The organism is Pseudoxanthomonas sp. USHLN014 (genome assembly GCF_037153335.1).
Taxonomy (GTDB): domain Bacteria; phylum Pseudomonadota; class Gammaproteobacteria; order Xanthomonadales; family Xanthomonadaceae; genus Pseudoxanthomonas_A; species Pseudoxanthomonas_A winnipegensis.
The window spans coordinates 499,299-520,776 of sequence record NZ_JBBCKO010000002.1 but is presented as its reverse complement, the minus strand read 5'-3'; the positions used below and the strand labels follow the sequence as shown (position 1 = coordinate 520,776).

19 protein-coding genes are annotated in these 21,478 nt (G+C 70.6%); 12 read left to right on the top strand and 7 right to left on the bottom strand.

Features of this window, described 5'->3' with window-relative positions:
- Nucleotides 1–147 precede the first annotated feature (147 nt).
- The 4 genes from WFQ05_RS06195 (at nt 148) to WFQ05_RS06180 (ending at nt 5,916) form a co-directional block, all read left to right on the top strand.
- A complete protein-coding gene (locus WFQ05_RS06195) occupies nt 148–2,895 on the top strand; it encodes a TonB-dependent receptor (RefSeq protein WP_337053107.1) in 2,748 nt (915 codons plus the stop codon).
- 322 nt (nt 2,896–3,217) lie between these two features.
- Nucleotides 3,218–3,901, top strand: a complete 684-nt coding sequence (locus WFQ05_RS06190; RefSeq protein ID WP_130520616.1) for a heavy metal response regulator transcription factor — start codon at nt 3,218–3,220, stop codon at nt 3,899–3,901.
- On the top strand, nt 3,898–5,343 hold the full coding sequence (locus WFQ05_RS06185; protein WP_130524062.1) for a heavy metal sensor histidine kinase: 1,446 nt from the start codon (nt 3,898–3,900) through the stop codon (nt 5,341–5,343). Before WFQ05_RS06190 ends, WFQ05_RS06185 begins: the two co-directional genes overlap by 4 nt.
- A gap of 66 nt (nt 5,344–5,409) precedes the next feature.
- Nucleotides 5,410–5,916 (top strand): hypothetical protein, encoded by a 507-nt coding sequence (locus WFQ05_RS06180; protein WP_337053106.1) that lies wholly within the window; start codon nt 5,410–5,412, stop codon nt 5,914–5,916.
- Nucleotides 5,917–6,208: 292 nt separating this feature from the next.
- Here WFQ05_RS06180 and WFQ05_RS06175 read toward each other — a convergent pair whose 3' ends face one another.
- Nucleotides 6,209–7,123, bottom strand: coding sequence for a LysR family transcriptional regulator (locus tag WFQ05_RS06175; protein ID WP_337053105.1), 915 nt, complete (start codon nt 7,121–7,123; stop codon nt 6,209–6,211).
- A 100-nt stretch (nt 7,124–7,223) separates the two neighbouring features.
- On the opposite strand from WFQ05_RS06175, the gene WFQ05_RS06170 reads away from it, so the two are divergent.
- From WFQ05_RS06170 to WFQ05_RS06145, 6 genes are all read left to right on the top strand, one after another.
- A complete protein-coding gene (locus WFQ05_RS06170) occupies nt 7,224–8,234 on the top strand; it encodes a zinc-binding alcohol dehydrogenase family protein (RefSeq protein ID WP_337053104.1) in 1,011 nt (336 codons plus the stop codon).
- Nucleotides 8,235–8,334: 100 nt separating this feature from the next.
- The gene (locus WFQ05_RS06165; protein WP_337053103.1) at nt 8,335–8,832 is read left to right on the top strand and encodes a hypothetical protein; all 498 of its coding nucleotides are present in this window, start codon (nt 8,335–8,337) and stop codon (nt 8,830–8,832) included.
- Nucleotides 8,833–8,886: 54 nt separating this feature from the next.
- Nucleotides 8,887–10,473, top strand: coding sequence for a DNA recombination protein RmuC (rmuC, locus tag WFQ05_RS06160; protein WP_286576043.1), 1,587 nt, complete (start codon nt 8,887–8,889; stop codon nt 10,471–10,473).
- Between the two features lie 445 nt (nt 10,474–10,918).
- Nucleotides 10,919–11,200: a hypothetical protein gene (locus WFQ05_RS06155; RefSeq protein WP_337053101.1), complete on the top strand. Its 282-nt coding sequence runs from the start codon at nt 10,919–10,921 to the stop codon at nt 11,198–11,200.
- 61 nt (nt 11,201–11,261) lie between these two features.
- Nucleotides 11,262–11,588 carry a hypothetical protein gene (locus tag WFQ05_RS06150; protein WP_337053100.1) on the top strand — a complete coding sequence of 109 codons (327 nt, stop codon included), beginning with the start codon at nt 11,262–11,264 and terminating at the stop codon, nt 11,586–11,588.
- Between the two features lie 35 nt (nt 11,589–11,623).
- The gene (locus WFQ05_RS06145; RefSeq protein ID WP_130529948.1) at nt 11,624–12,166 is read left to right on the top strand and encodes a glutathione peroxidase; all 543 of its coding nucleotides are present in this window, start codon (nt 11,624–11,626) and stop codon (nt 12,164–12,166) included.
- Between the two features lie 72 nt (nt 12,167–12,238).
- On the opposite strand, the gene WFQ05_RS06140 is transcribed toward WFQ05_RS06145, so the two are convergent.
- The 6 genes from WFQ05_RS06140 to WFQ05_RS06115 are packed head-to-tail and all read right to left on the bottom strand — an operon-like array spanning nt 12,239 to nt 16,378.
- A complete protein-coding gene (locus WFQ05_RS06140) occupies nt 12,239–13,261 on the bottom strand; it encodes a VacJ family lipoprotein (RefSeq protein ID WP_337053099.1) in 1,023 nt (340 codons plus the stop codon).
- Between the two features lie 51 nt (nt 13,262–13,312).
- Nucleotides 13,313–13,612 carry an STAS domain-containing protein gene (locus WFQ05_RS06135; protein ID WP_130520532.1) on the bottom strand — a complete coding sequence of 100 codons (300 nt, stop codon included), beginning with the start codon at nt 13,610–13,612 and terminating at the stop codon, nt 13,313–13,315.
- Nucleotides 13,613–13,619: 7 nt separating this feature from the next.
- Nucleotides 13,620–14,285 carry an ABC transporter substrate-binding protein gene (locus WFQ05_RS06130; protein ID WP_130520533.1) on the bottom strand — a complete coding sequence of 222 codons (666 nt, stop codon included), beginning with the start codon at nt 14,283–14,285 and terminating at the stop codon, nt 13,620–13,622.
- A complete protein-coding gene (gene mlaD, locus WFQ05_RS06125) occupies nt 14,282–14,818 on the bottom strand; it encodes an outer membrane lipid asymmetry maintenance protein MlaD (protein WP_130520535.1) in 537 nt (178 codons plus the stop codon). Before mlaD ends, WFQ05_RS06130 begins: the two co-directional genes overlap by 4 nt.
- A 10-nt stretch (nt 14,819–14,828) precedes the next feature.
- Nucleotides 14,829–15,578, bottom strand: coding sequence for an MlaE family lipid ABC transporter permease subunit (locus WFQ05_RS06120; protein WP_130520537.1), 750 nt, complete (start codon nt 15,576–15,578; stop codon nt 14,829–14,831).
- 11 nt (nt 15,579–15,589) lie between these two features.
- Nucleotides 15,590–16,378: an ATP-binding cassette domain-containing protein gene (locus WFQ05_RS06115; RefSeq protein ID WP_337053097.1), complete on the bottom strand. Its 789-nt coding sequence runs from the start codon at nt 16,376–16,378 to the stop codon at nt 15,590–15,592.
- 750 nt (nt 16,379–17,128) lie between these two features.
- On the opposite strand from WFQ05_RS06115, the gene WFQ05_RS06110 reads away from it, so the two are divergent.
- Together WFQ05_RS06110 and recC are read left to right on the top strand one after the other, a co-directional pair.
- Entirely contained in the window at nt 17,129–17,551 is a 423-nt protein-coding gene (locus WFQ05_RS06110; protein WP_337053096.1) for a hypothetical protein, read from the top strand.
- Between the two features lie 274 nt (nt 17,552–17,825).
- On the top strand, nt 17,826–21,230 hold the full coding sequence (gene recC / locus WFQ05_RS06105) for an exodeoxyribonuclease V subunit gamma (protein WP_337053095.1): 3,405 nt from the start codon (nt 17,826–17,828) through the stop codon (nt 21,228–21,230).
- Nucleotides 21,231–21,478 lie beyond the last annotated feature (248 nt).

The window sequence follows — 21,478 nt, the reverse complement described above, 5'->3', positions numbered from 1 at the left end:
GGCGCGCGTGCAATCGATTGCTTCAAGGCGTGCAATCGATTGACACGCTTTGGCAGATGGCCGTATCACGGCGCCTGTCAGACGCCTGGGAGGGCAATGAAGATGACGTCCACTCCATCACGGGGGCCGTGCGCCTCCGCCCGTCGCATGCCCGTCGTTCGCCGTCTGGCCAGCGCCTGTTGCCTGGCGCTGCTGGCGCTGCAGGCGCAGGCCCAGCAGACCGATCCGGCCCCTGCAAGCCAGACGCAGGACGCCAAGACCCTGGACAGCGTCAAGGTCACCGGCATCCGCGCGGCCATCGCCAACGCGGTGGAGAAGAAGGCCGAAGCGACCTCGATCGTGGAGACCATCTCGGCCGAGGACCTGGGCAAGCTGCCCGATGTGTCCATCGCCGATTCGCTCTCGCGCCTTCCCGGCCTGGCCACGCAGCGCGTGGACGGCCGCGCCCAGGTGATCAACATCCGCGGCATGTCCGAGCAGTTCGCCGGCACCCTGCTCAACGGGCGCGAACAGGTCAGCACCGGCGACAGCCGCGGCGTGGAATTCGACCAGTACCCGTCCGAGCTGATCAACGCGGTCACCGTCTACAAGACCCCGGACGCGGCGCTGATCGGCCAGGGCCTGTCCGGCACGGTCGACCTGCAGACCATCCGCCCGCTGGACCTGTCCGAGCGCCGCATCGTGTTCGGCGGGCAGGGCGAGTACAACTCGCTGGGCAAGCTCAGCGACGATGGCAAGGAGCGCGGCTATCGCGCCAGCGCTTCGTACGTGGACCAGTTCGCGGGCGACACCATCGGCGTGGCCCTGGGCGTGGCGCGGCTCAATTCGCCCTTCCAGGAGCAGCACTACAAGTCGTGGTGGTGGGCGGACCTGGACGGCGTGGACTGGGGCGATCCGCCCCAGGCCGGGCGCCCGGCCAACGCGATCACGCTGGAAGGCGCCGAGGGCTGGATCAAGTCGCGCGACCTGCAGCGCGATGGCGTGATGGGCGTGTTCGAGTTCAAGCCCAACGACCGCTTCCACTCGATCCTGGACCTGTACTACTCCAAGTTCGACCAGGACGAGGTGATGCACGGGACGATGTGGAACAACGACCCGTGGTTCGTCGGCGAGAACGGGCAGGGCGTGAGCTTCTCCAACGCCGCCACCACCGACAAGGACGGCCGTCCGGTGGTGACCAGCGGCACCTTGAACAACGTGCAGCCGCTGGTGCGCAACGACAGCAACCGGCGCCAGGACAAACTGTTCTCGGTCGGCTGGAACAACGTCTTCAAGCTCGGCCAGGCCAGCACGCTCACCGCCGACCTGAGCTATTCGCGCGCCAAGCGCGACCAGTCCGCGCTGGAGCTGTACGCCGGGCGCCTGGACGGCCAGTCGATCGACTTCGACCTGAAGACCTCGCCGGGCTATTCGCAGTTCGCCCTGCCGGACATGGCCGATCCCAATGCCGTCTATCTGTGGGATCCCCAGCACTACAACCACGACGGGCGCCTGGAGAACTCGCGGCAGAAGGACACCATCAAGGCCGGCCGCTTCAACTTCAACCACGAGCTGGACAACGCCGTGGTGCGCAGCGTCGATGTCGGCGTCAACCTCAACAAGCGCACCAAGGAGAAGTCGGCCGAGGTGTATTTCGCCTTCCTGCCGGGCGAGGTGCCGCAGCGGGTCGATCCTTCGCTGCTGGGCGCGCCGGTGTCGCTGGACTTCACCGGCATGGGCGATGTCATGACGTTCAATCCGTGGGCGCTGATGGACCGCTACTACGACGTGGTGCTGAGCGAATCCAACGACGACCAGCGCAAGGACTTCACCGTCGAGGAGAAGGTCAACACCTACTACGTGCGCGCCAACCTGGACATGGACCTGACCGACCGCATCCGCGTGCGCGGCAATGCGGGCATGCAGTACATCACCACCGACCAGTCCTCCACCGGCTTCAACGCCTCCAACACCTCGCAGATCACCCCGCTGACGCTGGGCACCCAGTACAGCGACTTCCTGCCCAGCGTGAACCTGATCTTCGACTTCGGCGAAGGCTGGCTGATCCGCGCCTCGGCGGCCAAGGTGATGATGCGCCCGCCGATCAACTACCTCAGCGCCGATGCCGGCGCCGGCGTGATCGACAGCGGCGCCGAGGCCGGCCGCTGGTCGGGCAGCGGCGGCAACCCGCGGCTGGAGCCGTACCGGGCGATGGCCTTCGACCTGTCCTTCGAGAAGTACTTCGGCGAGGGCAGCTATGTCGGCCTGGCGCTGTTCCGCAAGAACCTGCAGACCTACATCTACCGGCAGAACCTGACCTGGGACTTCAGCGGCTACACGCCCGATCCGGACGGCACCCAGCCGATCTCCAACATCGGCAACTTCAACACCTGGGCCAACGGCAAGGGCGGCTACATGCGCGGCGCCGAGCTGTCCACCGCGCTGTCGGGCGGGATGATCAGCGATGCGCTGTCCGGCTTCGGCACCCAGCTCAACATCAGCTACACCGCCTCCTCGATCGATCCGGACCCCAACGACAACACGCCCGGCACCGACACCATCCCGGGCCTGTCCAAGATCGTGGCCAACGCCACGATGTACTACGAGCAGCACGGGTTCTCGGCGCGGCTGAGCCAGCGCTACCGCGACGGCTACCGCGGCGAGTACAGCGCCCTGTTCGGCCAGCGCCAGTACCGCAACACGCTCAGCGAGCGCACGCTGGACTTCCAGCTCAGCTACGCCTTCCCCAAGGGCAGCGCGCTGGAGGGCCTGACCCTGATCGGGCAGGTCAACAACCTGACCGACGAGCCGTTCCGCACCGAGGTCAGCGAGAGCACCGGCACCGGGCTGTTCTTCCCCGAGGAGTACACCAAGTACGGCCGCCAGTACCTGCTCGGCTTCCGCTACGAGCTGTAGAGCGGAGCTTGCTCCGCTGCACTTCGGCCGGGTCTTTGGGAAAGCCCCGGCGGAACGAGCTCCGCGCTACATCGGTCGGATCGTTGGGAAAGCTTCAGCGGAGCAAGCTCCGCTCTACATCGGCCGGATCGCCGGGAAAGCCTCAGCGGAGCGAGCTCCGCTCTACCGGGGCGGCGGCGCGGTTCATGCAACACTGCTTGAATTGCTGACAGAATCGTCAGCGTGCTGTCAGGAAGGCGTTGGGACCCGGTGGACACACTGGGTCCGTACCTTTCGACAGGACCGCCGCATGAGCATCGCTCCCGCCACCTACCACGACGCCATGAAACTGCTGATCATCGAGGACGAGCCCAAGACCGCCGGCTACCTGACCCGGGGCTTGGGCGAGCAGGGCTACAGCGTCGATCACGCCGCCAACGGCGTGGACGGCCTGCACCTGGCCCTGACCGGCGACTACGACGCCATCGTGCTGGACGTGATGCTGCCGGGCATGGACGGCCTGCAGGTGATGCAGTCCCTGCGCGCCCAGCGCGACACGCCGGTGATCATGCTCACCGCGCGCGACCAGGTCGACGACCGCCTGCGCGGCCTGGGCGCGGGCGCCGACGACTACCTGATCAAGCCGTTCTCCTTCCTCGAGCTGCTCGCCCGCGTGCAGGCCATCACCCGCCGCGGCCGCGCCCACGAGTCCACCCAGATCCAGGTCGGCGACCTGCACATCGATCTGCTCGCCCGCCGCGCCACCCGCCGCGGCCGCCGCCTGAACCTGTCGGCCAAGGAGTTCGCGCTGCTGGCCGCGCTGGCGCGCCGCCGCTCGCAGATCCTGTCCAAGACCGTGATCACCGAGACGGTGTGGGACATCAACTTCGACACCAACACCAACGTGGTGGAAGTGGCGATCAAGCGCCTGCGCGCCAAGCTGGAGTATCCGGGCGAGACCAAGCTGCTGCACACCGTGCGCGGCATGGGCTACGTGCTGGAGCAGCGCGAGGGCGAAGTGGCATGACCACCCGCTCCATCGCGGCGCGGCTGGCCCTGATGTTCGGGCTGGCGGCCACGGTGGTGCTGGCGGTGCTGGCCGTCTCGCTGTTCCTGTTCCAGTCCTACGAGCTGCAGCGCAACCAGCGCGAGCAGCTCAGCGCGCGGCTGATGCTGGTCGAGCGCCTGGCCCAGCGCGCCAACGACGCCGAGCACTGGTCGTACTTCCGCGAGAAGCTGGCCGACTTCACGCCCGAGGACGGCAGCCTGTACTTCCTGGCCGACAGCGCGGACGCACGCTTCCGCGTAGGCAACGGCTTCCTGGACCGGGCCAGCTTCGATGCGCATGGCGAGGGCTTCGGCAGCGCCTCGCTGCCCAACGGCCAGCGCTACATCACCCTGACCCACGCCCTGCCGGCGATGGGCGAGCGCCCGGCGGTGCAGCTGATGGTCGCCGCCGGCCGGCGCGACGTGGAGGCGGCCGAGTGGCTGCAGGCCGTGGGCATCGTCGTGCTGTGCGTGGTCGCCATCGGCGCGGTGTCCGGGCTGGGCTGGTGGATCGCCCGGCGCGGCCTGGCGCCGGTGGACCGGCTGAGCGAGCACGCCCGCCGTCTCGACGTGCGCGACGTCACCCTGCGCCTGCCCGCCAACGATCTGCCGACCGAGCTGGACGGGCTGGTGGTCTCGCTCAACGAGGCCCTGACCCGGCTGCAGCGCGCCTACGAACAGCTCAACGCCTTCAACGCCGACGTGGCCCACGAACTGCGCACGCCGCTGGGTAATCTGATCGGCGAGACCCAGGTGACGCTCTCGCGCGCCCGCACGACCGAGGAGATGGAGGCCACGCTGCAGTCCAACCTGGAGGAGCTCGAGCGCCTGCGCAACATCGTCAACTCGATGCTGTTCCTGGCCCGCGCCGACCGCGGCGAGACTGCGCGCGACCTGGTCGAGGTCTCGCTCAACGAGGCCACCACGCACGCGGCCGAGTTCATGGAAATGCTGATGGAGGACGCTGGCCTGGAGCTGCGCATCCGGGGCGATGCGCGCGCCTGCGTGGAGCAGTCGCTGTACGCGCGCGCCATCACCAACCTGCTGGACAACGCGCTGCGCCATGGCGCGGCCGGCAGCGCGGTGGACGTGGACATCGCCGAGGGGCCGGACGCGGTGACGGTGACCGTGCGCAACCAGGCCGCGCCGATCCCGCCGGAGAAGCTGGCGCACCTGTTCGACCGCTTCTACCGCGCCGATCCCTCGCGCACCGGCAGCGACCAGAGCCACGGCCTGGGCCTGGCCATCGTCAAGGCGGTGGCCCAGCTGCATGGCGGCAGCGTGTTCGCGCAGTCGCGCGGGGGCGAGGTCGCCATCGGCCTGCGCCTGCCGCGGGTCACCCCGGCCCAGTCGCTGGCCCGCGTCGACAAGCCTGGCCGCGCCGGGCGCGAACCCGCGCAGCTGCCGCAGCCCTCGCACTGACCGACGCGTTTACAGTGCACGGGTCGGCCCCCGGGGCCGCCGTGCCGAAGGACCGCGTCGCCCGCCATGCTCGCCCCCCTGCTGTCTTCCCTCCTGGCCGCCGCCGCGGCCACCGCGCCGACCGCGCGCGCCGTCACCGTGCAGACGCAGGTGCCGGCCCACTGCCTGGCCCTGTACCAGGACGCGCCGCACGGCAGCCATCTGCTGGTCTCGGCCGACACCTTGCAGGCGCTGGCCGAAGAGCGCGGCGACGGCCTGCCGCTGGATGCGCGCATGGTGCGGATCATGGCCAAGCGCGCCAAGGCGGTGCTGGCCGCGGCCAAGGACCAGCTGGCCGATGCGCAGGGCTGCCAGCCGGTGTCGCTGGCGCCGCTGCACGATGCCGGCTACGTGGCGATCCCGCTGATCGAGGCCGGCCGCGTGGCGGTGTGGTCGGCGCAGTCAAACGCGCTGGCGGCCACGCTGCGCATCCGCCAGGACAGCTGCGGCCTGGACGCCCCGGCCGGCGGCTTCAGCGCCACCATCGACGGCGAGGCCACCGCCTTCTTCGCGATGATCACCTGTGTGACCTGACCGCCAGCCGCGGGTGATCTGCGGGAGCAGCTGTCTCTTCCAATCGCGTCGCGCCCTCCTTGTAGAGCGGAGCTTGCTCCGCTGCTTTTCGTTCGGTTCGTGGGGAGGGCCCCAGCGGAGCAAGCTCCGCTCTACCTGCTCCGCTGCTCTTCGTTCGGTTCGTCGGGAAGGCCCCAGCGGAGCGAGCTCCGCTCTACAGGTGGGGGCGCTTTGGGCCGATGGCGGCGAGGGAATTGAACGGCGAAGCCTCATCGACGGCGTGCCGGCTCCCACGCAGCGCTTCTTCAATCCCCTAAGGTTGCAATCGGTCCGTTCCGGCCAGCGCCTGCAGGCGCTGCGCCAGCAGCGCGTGCAGCTGGCGCACGGCGGGCGAGAACTGGCGCCGGTGCGGGCACACCAGCAGGATCGGGAAGGGTTCGCCGAAGTGCGGCAGCAGCCACTCCAGCCGGCCGGCGGCGATGTCGCGGTGCACGTCCAGCCACGACTTGTAGGCGATGCCGTGCCCGGCCAGCGCCCACTGCCGGGTCACATCGGCATTGTTGCTGAGCAGCTGGCCGCGCACCTGCACCACCTGGCGCTGGCCGTCCACCTCGAAGTTCCAGCGGTCGTAGGCGCGGCCGCCGAGCATGTACAGCACCGCCTCGTGCTCGCGCAGGTCCTCCACGCGTTCGGGCCGCCCGCGCTGGGCGAGATAGCGCGGCGAGGCGACCAGCACGTGGCGGTTGTCGGGCAGCAGCGGCAGGGTCACGTAGCGCGCGTCGTCGAAGCGCCCCTGCCGCACCGCCGCGTCCACCGGTTCGCGGAACACGTCGGTGACCTGGTCGGACAGCAGCAGCTGCACGCTCAGCCTGGGGTGGGCGGCGTGGAAGTCGTCCAGCCACGGCAGCAGGATGTTGCGGCCCAGGTCGGAGGGCGCGGCCAGGCGCAGGGTGCCGGACAGCGGCGCATCGTCGCCGCGCAGGCGTTCGCGGCCCTGGCGCAGGGTGTCCAGCACCTCGCGCGCGGTCTCCAGGTACTGCTCGCCCTCGGCGGTCAGGCGCAGCGCGCGGGTGGTGCGCACGAACAGGCGCAGATCCAGCTCGCGCTCCAGCCGCTTGATCGCCGCGCTGGCCTGGCCGGGCAGCAGGCCGGCCTCGCGCGCGGCCGCCGAAAAGCTGCCCAGCGCCGCGGTGCGCACGAACAGGGCCAGGTCCTCGAGCCGGATCATTTGCGCTCCTGGAGTGAAAGTGATGCTCGATTCTGCCGGTTAACATGGCAAAACGCGCGGAGGAAGATGGGCGCCTGTCCCCACCTCACGGAGCTTCCCCATGAAAGCCGTCGCCTATCTCCAGGCTGGTCTGCCCATCGACGACCCGGCCGCGCTGGTCGATGTCGACCTGCCCCAGCCCGTGCCGGGCCCGCGCGACCTGCTGGTCAAGGTCCACGCCGTCTCGGTCAACCCGGTCGACACCAAGGTGCGCCATCGCGCGCAGGTGACCGAGCCGCGCGTGCTCGGCTGGGATGCGGTCGGCACGGTCGAGGCGGTGGGCGAGGCGGTGACCCTGTTCAAGCCGGGCGAGGTCGTCTACTACGCCGGGTCGATCAACCGCCCGGGCAGCAATGCGCAATACCAGCTGGTGGACGAGCGCATCGTCGCGCGCAAGCCGGCCAGCCTGGACGACGCCCAGGCCGCGGCGCTGCCGCTGACCGCCATCACCGCCTGGGAGCTGCTGTTCGACCGCCTGCGCATCCCCGAGGGCCAGGGCGAGGGCCAGGTGCTGCTGGTCACCGGCGCGGCCGGCGGCGTGGGCTCGATCCTGGTGCAGCTGGCGCGCAAGCTGACCGCGCTGACCGTGGTCGGCACCGCCTCGCGCCCCGAGACCCAGGCCTGGGTACGCGAACTGGGCGCGCACCACGTGATCGACCACAGCCAGCCGCTGGGTCCGCAGCTGCAGGCGCTGGGCATCGAACAGGTCCAGCACGTGGCCAGCCTCACCCACACCGGCAGCTACTACAGCCAGTTCATCGAGCTGCTGGCGCCGCAGGGCCAGCTGGCGCTGATCGACGACCTGCCCTCGCTGGATGCGATGCCGCTCAAGCCCAAGAGCATCTCGCTGCACTGGGAATCGATGTTCACCCGCTCGGTGTTCCAGACCCCGGACATGCAGGCCCAGCACGATCTGCTCACCCGCGTGGCCGCGCTGATCGACGCCGGCACCCTGCGCACCACCTTCGGCGAGCACTACGGGACGATCAACGCCGCCAACCTGCGCCGCGCCCACGCGCTGATCGAGAGCGGCAAGGCCAAGGGCAAGCTGGTGCTGGAAGGCTTCGACTGAGCTCGGCCGCTTCCACGCCTGGCGCGGCGCCTCGGCCCGCGCCTGCCGTGCGCGGTGCGCGCGCGGCATACTCGCGGCCCACACAGGGAGCGAGTCGCCATTGGACGCGCCAGCGCCACACACCGCACAGCACTACCGCGCCACGCCGGCCGCACGCATCGGCGCGGGCGTGCTGGCGGCGCTGCTGCTGGCGCTGAGCGCGGCCGGGCTGCGCGGCGGCAGCCTCGGGCTGGCGCTCTTCGCGCTGGTGCCGGCAGCGCTGCTGGTCGCCGGCGTGTGGCGGCTGCGGCTCACGCTCGAGGCCGGCTCGCTAGAGGTCCGCACTCTGTTCGGCGTGCGTCGCATCGCGCTGGCGCAGGTCGCGCGCGCCTGGCTGTCGGCGCCACGCGGTCTGTGGTCCTACGGCCGCGCCGTGCCCATGCTCGGGCTCGCGCCGCGCCAGGGGCCGCCGCTGGTGATCGGCCTGCAGGCCTTGCCGGCGGCGGCGCTGGTCGAGCTGGGCCGCCGCCTGGCGCCCTACGGCGTGCGCATCGAAGTGGCCGACACGCCCGCCGCGCGCCGCCTGGCGCGCCGCATCTGGCAGTTGCCCAGACGTTAGAAGCCGGGCACCCAGGCGCAGTGCCTGAGACCCGCGGCCGATACACTGCGCGCCATGCAAGTCGACACTCTGATCCTGGGCGCGCTGATCGCCCTCGTCCTGCTCCTGCAGCTGGTCCTGCTGCTGCGCCGCGGCCAGCACGCCGCGCTCGAACACGCCCTGCGCGAGGAACAGCGCAACGGCCGCAGCGAACTGCGCGAACAGCTCGACGGCCTGGCCCGCCAGCAGGACGCGCGGCTGGACCTGTTCGCCCGCAACCTCACCGATCTGTCCACCCGCACCGACACGCGCCTGGACCAGCTGCGCGAGGCGCTGGGCGAGGACGCGCGCAAGGCCCGCGCCGAGGGCAGCGAGGCCCAGCAGCGCACCGCCGAACTGCTCGGCGCGCGCCTGCAGGACATGCGCACCCAGCTGGACGCCTTCGGCCATCAGCAGGAGGCGCGCATCGTCGCCTTCGGCCAGCAGCTGGCCGAACTGATCGCGCGCAGCGACACGCACATGGCGACGCTGCGCGAGCAGCTGGCCGAGGACAGCCGCAAGGCACGCAGCGAAAGCGGCGAATCGCTGGGCCGCTTCAACGAGCAGCTCGGCCTGCGCCTGACCGAGCTGACCCAGCGCAACGAGACCCGCATCAGCGAGATGCGCGCCACGCTCGACCAGCAGCTGCAGCGCCTGCAGGCCGACAACGCCGCCAGGCTCGAGCAGATGCGCGTGACCGTGGACGAGAAGCTGCAGGGCACGCTCAACGAGCGCCTGGATGCGTCGTTCAAGCTGGTCTCCGAGCGGCTGGAGCAGGTGCAGCGCGGCCTGGGCGAGATGCAGCAGCTGGCCACCGGCGTGGGCGACCTCAAGCGCGTGCTGACCAACGTCAAGTCGCGCGGCGGCTGGGGCGAGGTGCAGCTGGAGAGCATCCTCGAACAGACCCTTACCGCCGAGCAGTACCAGCGCGGGGTCAAGCTGCGCGAGGACGGCAACGAGATGGTCGACTTCGCCGTGCGCCTGCCTGGGCGCGGCGCGCAGGATGCGCCGGTGTGGCTGCCGCTGGATTCCAAGTTCCCGCACGAGGACTACGAGAAGCTGCTCAACGCGCAGGAGGCCGGCGACGCCGAGGCCGTGCGCGCCACCGGCGCGCAGCTGGAACGCGCCATCCGCGTGCAGGCCCGCTCCATCTGCGAGAAGTACATCGTGCCGCCGCGCACGACCGATTTCGCGGTGATGTTCCTGCCTACCGAAGGCCTGTATGCCGAAGTGATCCGCCGCCCCGGCCTGGTCGATCTGCTGCAGCGCGAGCATCGCGTGGTGATCGCCGGCCCGACCACGGTGACCGCGCTGCTCAACAGCCTGCAGATGGGCTTCCGCACCCTGGCCATCGAGCAGCGCTCCAGCGAGGTGTGGGCGCTGCTGGGCGCGGTGAAGGGCGAGTTCGGCAAGTTCGCCGGCATCCTGGAAAAGGCCGAGAAGCAGATCCACACCGTCGGCAAGAGCCTGGGCGATGCCAGCCGCAAGACCCGCACCATCGAGCGCAAGCTGCGCGGCGTGGAAACGCTGGTCGGCGCGCAATCGCAGGCGCTGCTGGGCGAGGACCTGATCGGCGATGCCGACGAGGGCGCCGCCGCGGGCGGCGAGGACGAGGAGGCCTGATCGCGCGGCTGGGTGTCTGGCGACGCATTCGCTGACACCTTCAGCCGTGCGATCCTGCGTCTGCAGCGACAGACGCGCTCGAGTGCCGCCGCGCAGGCTCCGTCGCGTAAGACCTCACTACCGTCATTCCCGCGAAAGCGGGAATTCAGTGACTTCCTCCGCAAACAGCAAAGACGCTGGATCGTCAGACATGCGTCTGCCGAAAAGTACCTCCCGCGTTTGCGGGAATGACCGACGCTTTGTGCGCGTTGTGCGCGTGTCCAGTCTTGGAAGGCAGTTCAAAGTTCATAGCGAGTGCGCGTCCATCGCGCGGAGCGTGGCATCCGCGCCGCCATGAAGCGCTGCGTCTGTGCGGCCCCTCACGTTTCCGGAACGGCCGCGCGCGTAGGTTCCAGATCTGCGACTGGGTGCGACCGGCATGTGGCGCATACCAGGAGCTGGATCCATGGCGCAGTCGCAGGTGGCGATGTTCTCGTTCACCCTTGGCGGGAACAACAGCATCGGACCGGCCGAACTGCGTGAGCTCTGGGCCCGCGCCAGCGGCATCAATGCGGTCCACGTGGGCCGGCGCCTTCAGCCTTATGGCGATGACCGTCCCACCTACACCTTGTATGGCCCGCAGAACCTGTGCGGCGTGCGCGAAGTCAGCCAGCGCCTGTGCGCCCTGCTCGAGGCCCGGCATCTGAATGCCAGGGTCGTCACGCTCTGCGGCATTGCCGGTGTCTGATCCCGCGCAAGCAGACCGTCACGAAGGTCCCGCCGTCCCACGTGCGTCGCAGGAGTCTTCGATGAACGACCAGGTCCGCCGCTACTACCGCTTCGTCCGCGCCAATACCAGCACCGAGCGGATGATGCGCGAGGTCATCGGCTCGCTCGAGGAGCTGGGCCTGCTCGGCCATACCGTGTCCATCGGCGCCATCCACGGCCCGCCCTGCGTCGATGCGGCGGGCACCTGCACGCTGGTCGTCAGCGTGCGCGCCTATCCGGACTGGCTGCTGGCCGCCGCGCCGGTGCTCGACCGGCGTGGCCTGGTCGCCCGCGCGCGGGACGAGACGGGCGTTCACGTGCCTGCAGGGTCGGCGGAAGCGGGCGTCAACATTTCCAGCCTAGACTAGCGGCCCGTTCTCCCATCCAGCCCGAGTCCGCGCCGATGACCAGCCTGTACGACATTCCCCTCACCACCATCGATGGCCAGCCGGCCAAGCTCGGCGATTACCGCGGCAAGGTGCTGCTGGTGGTCAACGTCGCGTCCAAGTGCGGCCTGACGCCGCAGTACGCCGGCCTGGAAGCGCTGTATCGCGACAAGCACGCGGCCGGCCTGGAAGTGCTCGGCTTCCCGGCCAACAACTTCAAGGAGCAGGAGCCGGGCAGCGATGCGGAGATCGCCAGCTTCTGCAGCACCGAGTACGACGTGACCTTCCCGCTGTTCTCCAAGATCTCGGTGGCCGGCAACAGCGTGCATCCGCTGTACCAGGCGCTGGTCAACGCCCAGCCGGTGGCCATCGGCGAAGGCCCGCTGCGCGAGAAGCTCAAGGGCCTGGACATCAAGGTCAATCCGGCGCCCGGCGTGCTGTGGAACTTCGAGAAGTTCCTGATCGGTCGCGACGGCCGCGTCGTGGCGCGCTTCTCGCCGGACGTGGCGGCCGACGACGCGCGCCTGCGCGAGGCCGTGGACGCCGCGCTGGCCGCCTGATCGCCAACGTCCCGCCGCAAACGAAGAAGGCCGCCTGCGAGGGCGGCCTTCTTCGTTGAGGCGCGCCTGGTATCAGCGCGCGTTGGGCATGATGGTGGGAATGGCGTCCATCGGCACGGTCGGATTGTCGTCGTCGTCGCGCAGATAGGCCGGCAGGTCGTCGTTGGCGTGACCCTTGCGTCGGCTGCGCTCGCCTTCGTCGCTGATCTGGTAGTTGCGGCGCTGCAGCCAGCCGTCGCGGAACAGCGCGTACTCGTCCACCGCGCCTTCGCGGATCGAGTCCAGCGACATCAGCTGGGTGCGCACGTCGACCAGCTGCAGGCCCTGCAGGAAGATGCGCGCCTTGTCGTTCTCCACGCGCTGCACCGGCGAGAGCGGCGCATCGCCGATCAGGCCGAAGGTGTCGCGCACGGTGCGCGGCCCGAACAGCGGCAGCTCGAGATAGCGCGACTGGCGCCAGCCCCACACGCCCAGGGTCTGACCGAAGTCCTCGCTGGTGTTGGGCACCTGATCGCGCGTGGCCACATCGACCACGCCGCCGACGCCGGCGGTGGTGTTGATCAGGAACCGGCCCAGCGCGTCCCAGGCCTCGCCCGGCTTGCCCTGCAGCAGGCTGTTGACCACCGTCAGCGGCTGACCCAGGTTGTCGAAGAAGTTGTGCACGCCGTTGCGCACCGGGCGCGGGACTACCTTGATGTAGGCGGTGGCCAGCGGCTTGGCGACCGTGCGATCGACCACGTTGTTGAAGGCGTGGACCTTGCGGTTCCACTTCTCCCACGGGTCGTAGCTGGGCGGCGCGCCCTCGGCCGGCGGCGGCAGGGTGGGATCGGCGACCGGGTCGTAGATCGCGCTGTAGTCGTTCTCGGCGCTGGTCGGCGGCGCGCTCGTCGCCGTGCTGGGCGCGGCCGTGGTCGGCGCGGTCGCCTGGGCGGCCGGCGCTGCCGGCGGCGGTTCGACCGCGGGCGCGGCGGCGGCAGGAGGCGGGGGCGGCACGGTGGCGCCGGCCGACGGCGCCGCCGGCTTGGTGGCGTTGGAGGCGCAGCCGACCAGCAGCAGGCCGGTCAGCAGCGGGGACAACAGATGCAAGGTCTTCATTCCTAAGATCCCTCTGGGGGGCGGACCGACGCTAATGTCGGTGCCGGGCAATCAAGCCGGCTGATAATCCAGCGCCGGTGTCAGGCGATACGCAGCGCACAGCTCGGCCAGGCCGGGCGCGGCGCCTTCCACGGTGACCGGGCCGCTGCCCGCGGCGCGCAGGCGCGCGGCCAGCGCGACCAGCAGCGCCAGGCCGGCGCTGTCCAGCGCCGACACGGCCGACACGTCCAGCCGCTGCGCGCCGTCCAGCGCACGCTGCGCGGAGGGCCACAGGGCCTGCGCGGCGGCCCGGTCCAGCGCCCCGCTGAAGACCAGGGCCGTGCCCTCGCGCCGGAGTGTCGCGGTGCTCATCGGTGGCTCAACGCTGGCCGGTGTCGCCGGAGGCCTGCATGCGGCCGGCGCGCAGGTCGGCGGTGACCTGGGCGATGGACTTCTGCCGCAGCGGACCGTCGAACTGGTTCTTGAAGGTCTGCACGTAGGAGATGCCTTCGATCATCACGTCGAAGATCTTCCACTGGCCGCCGACGTTGCGCATCAGGTAGTCCACCGGCACCGGGTCGCCGCTCTCGCGCAGCATCTCGCTGGACACGCGCACGCCCTTGCCGTTGGGCAGCGGGGTCTCGGACTTGATCCGCACGCGCAGGCGCGAGTTGAAGTCCAGCAGCGACTGGCCGTAGCGCGCGGTCAGGTTGTCGGCCAGCGCATCGGCGAAGCCGCTCACCTCCGCATCGGACGCACCGCGGCCGTGCACGCCCAGCACCAGGCGTGCGGCGTAGTTGCCGTCGAAGGCGGTGTTGAACTCGGTCTTGATGAACGCCTTCAGCGCGGCCGGGTTGGCCTTGAACTCGGCGCGGCGCTGCTCCAGCGTGGTCAGCACGCGGGTGGACTGGCTCAGCACCACCGCGCTGGCCGAGCCCTGCGCCGGCGCGGCGGCCGAAGCGGCCGAGGCCTGCGCCAGGACGGCGGTCGGTGCGGCGGCGGCCAGGACGGCGGCCAGGGCGAGAGTGATCGTGGAACGCTTCATGGGGTATCTCCCTTGGGGGCGGTCGCCGCCGGCGCAGGCGCCGGGCTGGCGGTGGAATCGTCGCCAGCCGGCTTGCCACCGCCGCTGAACATGTACTTGCCGACCAGCTGCAGCAGGTCCACTGCGGGCTGGGTGTAGGTGATCTCGTCGCCGGCCTTGAGCACGTCCGGGTCGCCGCCCGGCGACAGGCCGACGTAGTTCTCGCCCAGCAGGCCGCTGGTGAAGATGCCGGCCGCGGTGTCGGCCGGCAGGCCCTTGTACTGGCCGTCGATGCGCAGGGTCACCACCGAGTCGAAGGACTTGGGATCCAGCGCGATGCTGGCGACCTGGCCGACCACCACCCCGCCGATCTTCACCGGCGCCTGGACGCGCAGCTGGCCCAGGTTGGTGAAGCGGGCCTTGAGGTCGTAGCCGCCTCCGCCGAAGCCGAAGGAACGGTTGGTCGAGGCCAGCGCCAGCACCAGCAGCGAGGCCAGCGCCAGCAGCAGGAAGGCGCCGACGGCAAATTCGAGTCGTGGTCCGCGTGCGGCCATTAGAGGTCTCTCACTGAAACAACAGGGCGGAAAGGATGAAGTTGAGCATCAGCACCAGCAGCGAGCCGTTGACCACCGCGCGGGTGGTGGCCACCGAGGTGCCCTCGATGGTCGGCTCGGCGTTGAAGCCCACGTAGGCCGCGACCAGCGCCGCCACGCCGCCGAACACCGCCGACTTGAGCAGGGCCACGCCGAAGTCGTCCCAGAGATCCACGCTGCCCTGCAGCGCAGACCAGAACGTGCCGTTGTCCAGGCCCAGCACCTTGACCGCCTCGAACCAGCTGGCGCTGATCGCCAGCGAGCAGAAGAAGCCGGTCAGCAGCGGCACGGTCAGTACCGCCGCCCAGAAGCGCGGCGCCACCGCCTTGGCCACCGGATCGATGGCCATCAGCTCCAGCGCCTTGATCTGGTCGGTGGCACGCATCAGGCCCAGCTCGGCGGCGATCGAGCTGCCGGCGCGGCCGATGAACAGCAGTGCGGTCAGCACCGGGCCCAGTTCGCGGTACAGCGACAGGCCCAGCAGCGTGGACAGCGCGTCGGAGGCGCCGAAGGTGGTCAGCGTGCGGTAGCCCTGCAGGGTCAGCACCAGGCCCACGAACGCACCGCCCACCGCGATGATCGGCAGCGAACGCGCGCCGATCTTGTAGATCTCTTTGGTCAGCTCGGCCCAGAAGTCGCGCGTCGGCACCGAGGCGCGCAGCACCGAGAGCGAGAACAGCCCGGCGGCGCCCAGCGAGCGGATGGAAGCGGCGAAGGCCATCGGCGCGGGTCCTATGCGGCGCGCGCCGAGGCGGCGCTGTCGAAGGGGATGGGGCCATCGGGCGCGCCGCGCAGGAACTGGAGCACCAGCGGGTCCTCGCTGGCCTCCAGCTGCGCCGGCGTGCCGGAGAACACCAGCTTGCCGTTGGCGATCACCAGCGCCTGGTCGCAGACCGGCAGGGTCTCGTGCACGTGGTGGCTGACGATGACGCTGGTCAGCCCCAGCGAATGATTGAGCCGGCCGATCAGCGACATGATCACGCCCGAGGCGATCGGGTCCAGCCCGGTCAGCGGCTCGTCGTAGATCATCAGCGGCGGATCCAGCGCCAGCGCGCGGGCCAGCGCCACGCGCCGGGCCATGCCGCCGGACAGCTCGCGCGGATACAGCCCACCGGTGGCACGCAGGCCGACCGCGTTGAGCTTCAGATCGACCAGCTGGTCGATCAGCTCGCCCGGCAGCGCGGTGTGCGTGCGCAGCGGCAGCGCCACGTTCTCGGCCACGGTCAGGTCGGTCAGCAGGCCATTGCCCTGCAGCAGCACGCCGAGGTTCTTGCGCAGCTCCAGCAAGGCGCGCGCATTGCGCGGGATCGGCTGGCCGAACAGCTCCACTGTGCCGGCCGCCGGCACCAGCTCACCGGTCAGCGCCGCCAGCAGCGTGGACTTGCCGCTGCCCGACGGGCCCAGCACGGCCGTGATGCTGCCCTGGGGCACCACCAGGTCCAGCCCGGACAGGATCGCGCGCCCGCCGCGATCCAGGCGGACCGCCTCAAACTTCGCAGCAGGGGAGTTGGAATGCGGCATGCGTGGGCAGGCGAGGCGAGAGGAGGGCGGAATGCGAAAAATCGGTTAAGCATGGCCTGCACGGACTGAATGCCACCATGACTGGACTGGCCAGTTCAGAAATTGTAGCCCGTCGGCGTCGATGCTTGCACGCCGGTCCGTTCCCGCTGTCGCAACGCTGCGTGACATCGGCGGTGTGGCGGTGGTTCTTTCGCGTGTCAGTCGCTAGCCGCGACTTCCCGCCCCTGGCCCTGATCTGCCCCCTCCCTTTCGCCGCAGGCGAAGGGGAGGGTTGGGGTGGGGTGCTTTTGCTCTTGCTTCTGTGGCTTGCTCGGTAAAGCCCCAACCCCTCCCCATCCCTCCCCTGCGCTCCGCGCAAGGGAGGGGGCCGCAAGTCGACGACTTCCCACCCTGATCCTGATCTGCCCCCTCCCTTTCGCCGTAGGCGAAGGGGAGCTCGAAGTCGCGAACTAGCGGCTGAGGGGGTGGGGTGCTGTTGCCCTTGCTTCTGTGGCTTGCTCGGTAAAGCCCCAACCCCTCCCCATCCCTCCCCTGCGCTACGCGCAAGGGAGGGGGCTCGAGTGACCGCGCAAACCGAAGCCTTGTGACTTGACCCGCGCGGTAGCGGACCATTGCCCGCCGGACCGCCGCCCATCCGAAGCCCCTTGCCTGGAGCCGCCATGGCGCACCTGCCCCGACACACCTATGCTTCGACGCAATCCCCGCGAGACGCCTCCGATCGTCTCTCCCAAAGAACGCGATTGGCACGACATGACAGGCGCTGACGACGCGCAGGACCACGCGGAGATCGATGCGCTGATCGTCGCCTTCTATGGCGCGTTCGACAATCGCGGCGGACGGGCGATTCCGGCCGAGGCGCTGCGTGACATGTTCCTGCCCGAGGCCATCGTCACGCGGGTAGCCGGCAGCGGAACGGACACGATGACGGTCGACAGCTTCATCGCGCCCCGGGCGCGGATGCTGTCCGACGGCATGCTTACCGACTTCCACGAATGGGAGACGCACGCGCGGACACAGGTGCTGCGCGACATCGCGTGCCGCCATTCGACCTACGAGAAGCGCGGCCTCTACCAGGGCGCGCCCTACGACGGCGGGGGCGCCAAACTGTTCCAACTCGTGCGAACGCTCCGCGGCTGGCGGATCGCTTCCATTGCCTGGGAAGACGACCCATGAGCTGCCGGCCAGGCTCAGGACCAACCTGAGGCAACCGCTGCGCGCGATCTCCGCAGAAATCCAGCGCTGAAACGCACATGTCGCTCCTCTTGCGACGGCGACGTTCGCCGATCAGCTCGCTCAGCCTTTGACGGCCAAGGCTCCTGCAGGCATCCAGCCACGTTCCGAGCCACCTCGAGCGAGGAAGCATCTTGAAAGAACCGCTGCCGCCAGCAGTTGCAGCCCCTGACCCGATCTCAACCCCGGCGACCTGTCTGCGGCACAATCCCGCACGATGCCCGCGCCGCCGCCCGCCGACTTCCGGCTCTATCCCTCCAATGCCCTGGACCTGCTGGCGCAGCTGCTGGCGGCCGAGCTGCGCACGCCCGTGCCCGGCCAGTCGATCCTCACGCCCGAGGTGATCCTGATCCCGCAGGTGGCGATGCGGCGCTGGCTTCAGGCCACGCTGGCGGCCGAGCACGGCGTGGCGGCCAACCTGGAGTTCCTCACCCCGGGCGAATTCGTCGCCCGCGCGCTGGCGGCCAACCTCGCACCCGGCCAAGCGCCGGACGCGGCCCGCGATGAACTCGACGCGGCCACGCTGCACTGGCGCCTGTATGCGGCGCTGACCGACCCGACGCTGCTGACCAATCCGGCGCTGGCGCAGCTGGCCAGCTATCTGCGCGGCGACGACGCGCTCAAGCCGTGGGCGCTGGCCGGCGAACTGGCCGGCGTGTTCGAGAAGTACCAGGCCTGGCGCCGCGACTGGCTGCTGCGCTGGGAAGCCGGCGCCGACCCGCGCGATCCGCAGGCCCTGCTGTGGCGCCATGTCGCCGCCGGCACCACGCACCGCGCGCGGCGCATCCAGGAGTACCTGGACCGGTTCGAGACCGGCGCGCTGCCGCAGGGCCTGCCGCGGCGCGTGTTCGCCTTCGCCACGCTCAATGTCTCGCCCGACGTGCTGCGCGTGCTGGCCACGCAGGCGCGCGTGGGCACGCTGCACTTCTACCTGCCCACGCCCGCGCAGGGCTACTGGGGCGACCTGCAGGCGCTGGGCCCACGCGCGCGTGCAGCGGCTTCGGCCGATGCGGACCTGTTCGAGGGCACCGCCGGCGACAACCGCCTGCTGCAGGCCTGGGGCGCGGCCGGGCGCGACTTCATGGCGATGCTGGGCAGCTACGAGGTGGTGCACCCGAGCGCGGAGATCGAGGTCTACGCCGATCCGCTCGACACCGGCCAGCGCACCCTGGCCGAGGGCGGCCTGGGCGATACCTTGCTGCGCCGCCTGCAGCACGACCTGCTGCGCCGCGCCGCCCCGCCCGAGCCCGCGCCGCTCACCAAGCTGGACCCGACCGATCCCAGCCTGCAGGTGCACGCCTGCCATACCCGCCTGCGCGAACTGCAGGTGCTGCACGACCAGCTGCGCGGCCTGCTGGAAGACCCGCGCTTCGACCCGCCGCTGCAGCCGCGCCAGATCGCGGTGCTGGCGCCGGACATCGATCCCTATCTGCCGTATCTGGAAGCCGTGTTCGGCGGCGACACGGCCGGCGCGCGCATTCCCTATGCGCTGGCCGACACCAGCCCGCTGGCCGGCGAGCCGCTGGCCGAGGTGTTCGTGCGCCTGCTGGACCTGCCGGTCTCGCGCTTCGGCCTGCACGAGATCTTGGACCTGCTCGCCAGCCCGCCGCTGGCCGACGCGGCCGGGCTGGACGCGGCCGCCTTCGAACGCCTGCACGGCTGGCTGGCCGCCGCCGGCGCGCGCTGGGGCGTGGACGCGGCGCATCGCGCGCGCCACGGCGCGCCGGCCGACGACGCCTACACCTGGGCCTTCGCGCTGGACCGGCTGCTGCTGGGCCACGCCAGCGGCAGCAGCGACGAGATCGCCGGCGTCGCGCCCTACCCGGCGCTGGAAGGCGGCGCGCTGGACGCGCTCGATGCGCTGCTGCGCCTGCTGCGGGTGCTGGCCCGCACCCAGCGCAGCCTGGACGAGACGCTCTCGCCCACGCAGTGGCGCGAGCGCCTGCTCGCCCTGCTCGACGCGCTGCTGCCGCAGCCGCCGGCGGCGGCGAACACCCAGCGCGCGCTGGATCGCCTGCGCACGCTGATCGATGCCTTCGCCCAGGACGCCGCGCGCGCCGGCTTCGCCTCCGCCGTGCCGGCCGAGGTGGTGCGCGCGCACTTCGCCGCGGTGCTGGGCCAGGCCGACACGCGCGCGCCGCTGCTGACCGGCGGCGTGAGCATCGGGCGCATGGTACCGATGCGGCTGCTGCCGTTCCGCGTGATCTGCCTGTTGGGCATGAACGATGGCGAGTTCCCGCGCCGCGACCCGGCCGCCGGCCTCAACCGCCTCACCGCCGAACTGGGCAGCGAGCGGCGCCGCCACGGCGATCGCTCCACGCGCGAAGACGATCGCTTCCTGTTCCTGCAGCTGTTCGCCGCCGCGCAGGACGTGTTCTACGTCAGCTACCTGGGCGCCGATGCGCGCGATGGCAGCGTGCGCGAGCCCTCGGCGCTGGTCAGCGAGCTGATCGCCGAAGCCGCGCGCTACCACGCCGATCCGGTCGCGGCGGCCAAGGGGCTGACGGTGCGCCACGCGCTGCAGCCGTTCGCGCCGGCCGCGTTCGGCGCGAACGGCGATCCGCGCCGCTTCAGCTACCGCACCCAGTGGCAGCCGGCCTCGGCCCGCATCGGCGGCGCACGCACCGCGCTGGCGCCGTGGTACCAGGCGGGGCTGCCCGCGTCGGGCGGCGAGCCGGACAGCGTGCTGCCGCTCGAAGCGCTGCGCCGCTTCCTCACCGCGCCGGCCGAGCAGTTCCTGCGCCAGCGCCTGGGCCTGCGCCTGGCCGAGGACCACGACGTCGGCCAGGACGTCGAGCCGCTGCTCGCGCCCGCCGCCGGGCTGGAGAAGGCGCTGTTGCAGCAGCAGGTGTTCGACGCACTGCTCGAAGGCAGGGACGAGGGCCTGTACGAGACGCTGCGCGCGCGTGCGCTGCTGCCGTCCGGGCCGCTGGGGCGCCAGCAGCTGACGGCACTGGTCGCACGGCTGCAGCCGTATGCCGAGGCCTTCATCGCCTGGCGCGGTGCGGCGCCGCGCGGCAGCGTACGGGTGGAGGTCGAGCTCGATGCGCTGCGCCTGCAGGGCCGCCTCGAGGGCATCTACGAACACGGCCTGGCCCACGTGCGCCTGGGCGCGATGAACGGACCGGCCGCGATTCGCCAGGGACTGGACTGGCTGCTCGCCAGTGCGGCCGGGCTGGCGCTGCCGCTGGTGCGCTTCTTCGAGCCGGGCAGCCGCGACCTGCCCGGCGTCGGGCCGTTCGTGCGCGCGCCGCTCGCCCCGGACCAGGCCCGCGCCGCCCTGCAGCGCCTGCTCGAGGTGCGCGCCCGCGGCCTGCAGGCGCCGCTGCCGTTCGGCCCGTACAGCGGCTGGGAATACTTCAACGCCGAGGACGCCGACAAGGCGCTGAAGGCGGCCGCCGCCCGCTGGCGCGGCAGCGAGCGCAGCTGGGGCGAAGGCAACGGCGAGGCCTACCAGCTCGCCCTGCGCGGCCGCGACCCCTTCACCGACCCGGCCCTGCTGCGCGACTTCGCGCAGACCAGCTTCGACATCTTCGGCGCGGTCGAACACGGCACCCTGCATGCCGGCTTCGACGACGCGCACGCCTTCGTCGCAGAAGCCGAAAGCGAGGGAGAACCATGACGGGGCAGGGAGGCTCACGCGGGCACTGCACGCAAGGTGCGCACGTCGGACACCGCGAACATGGCGCGCCCGGCGGACGCGCCCGGCGGCCCTTCGGTGTGTTCGCGAGCGGCTCAACGACACAGCCGTCCTCCAGTCGCGATGCACGCGAACCTCGCCCCAAACCTAAATTCCGTCATTCCCGCGAAAGCGGGAAACCATGGACGTCCGGCCCGTCCACGCAAACGCGCGGCACATCACCGCACGCG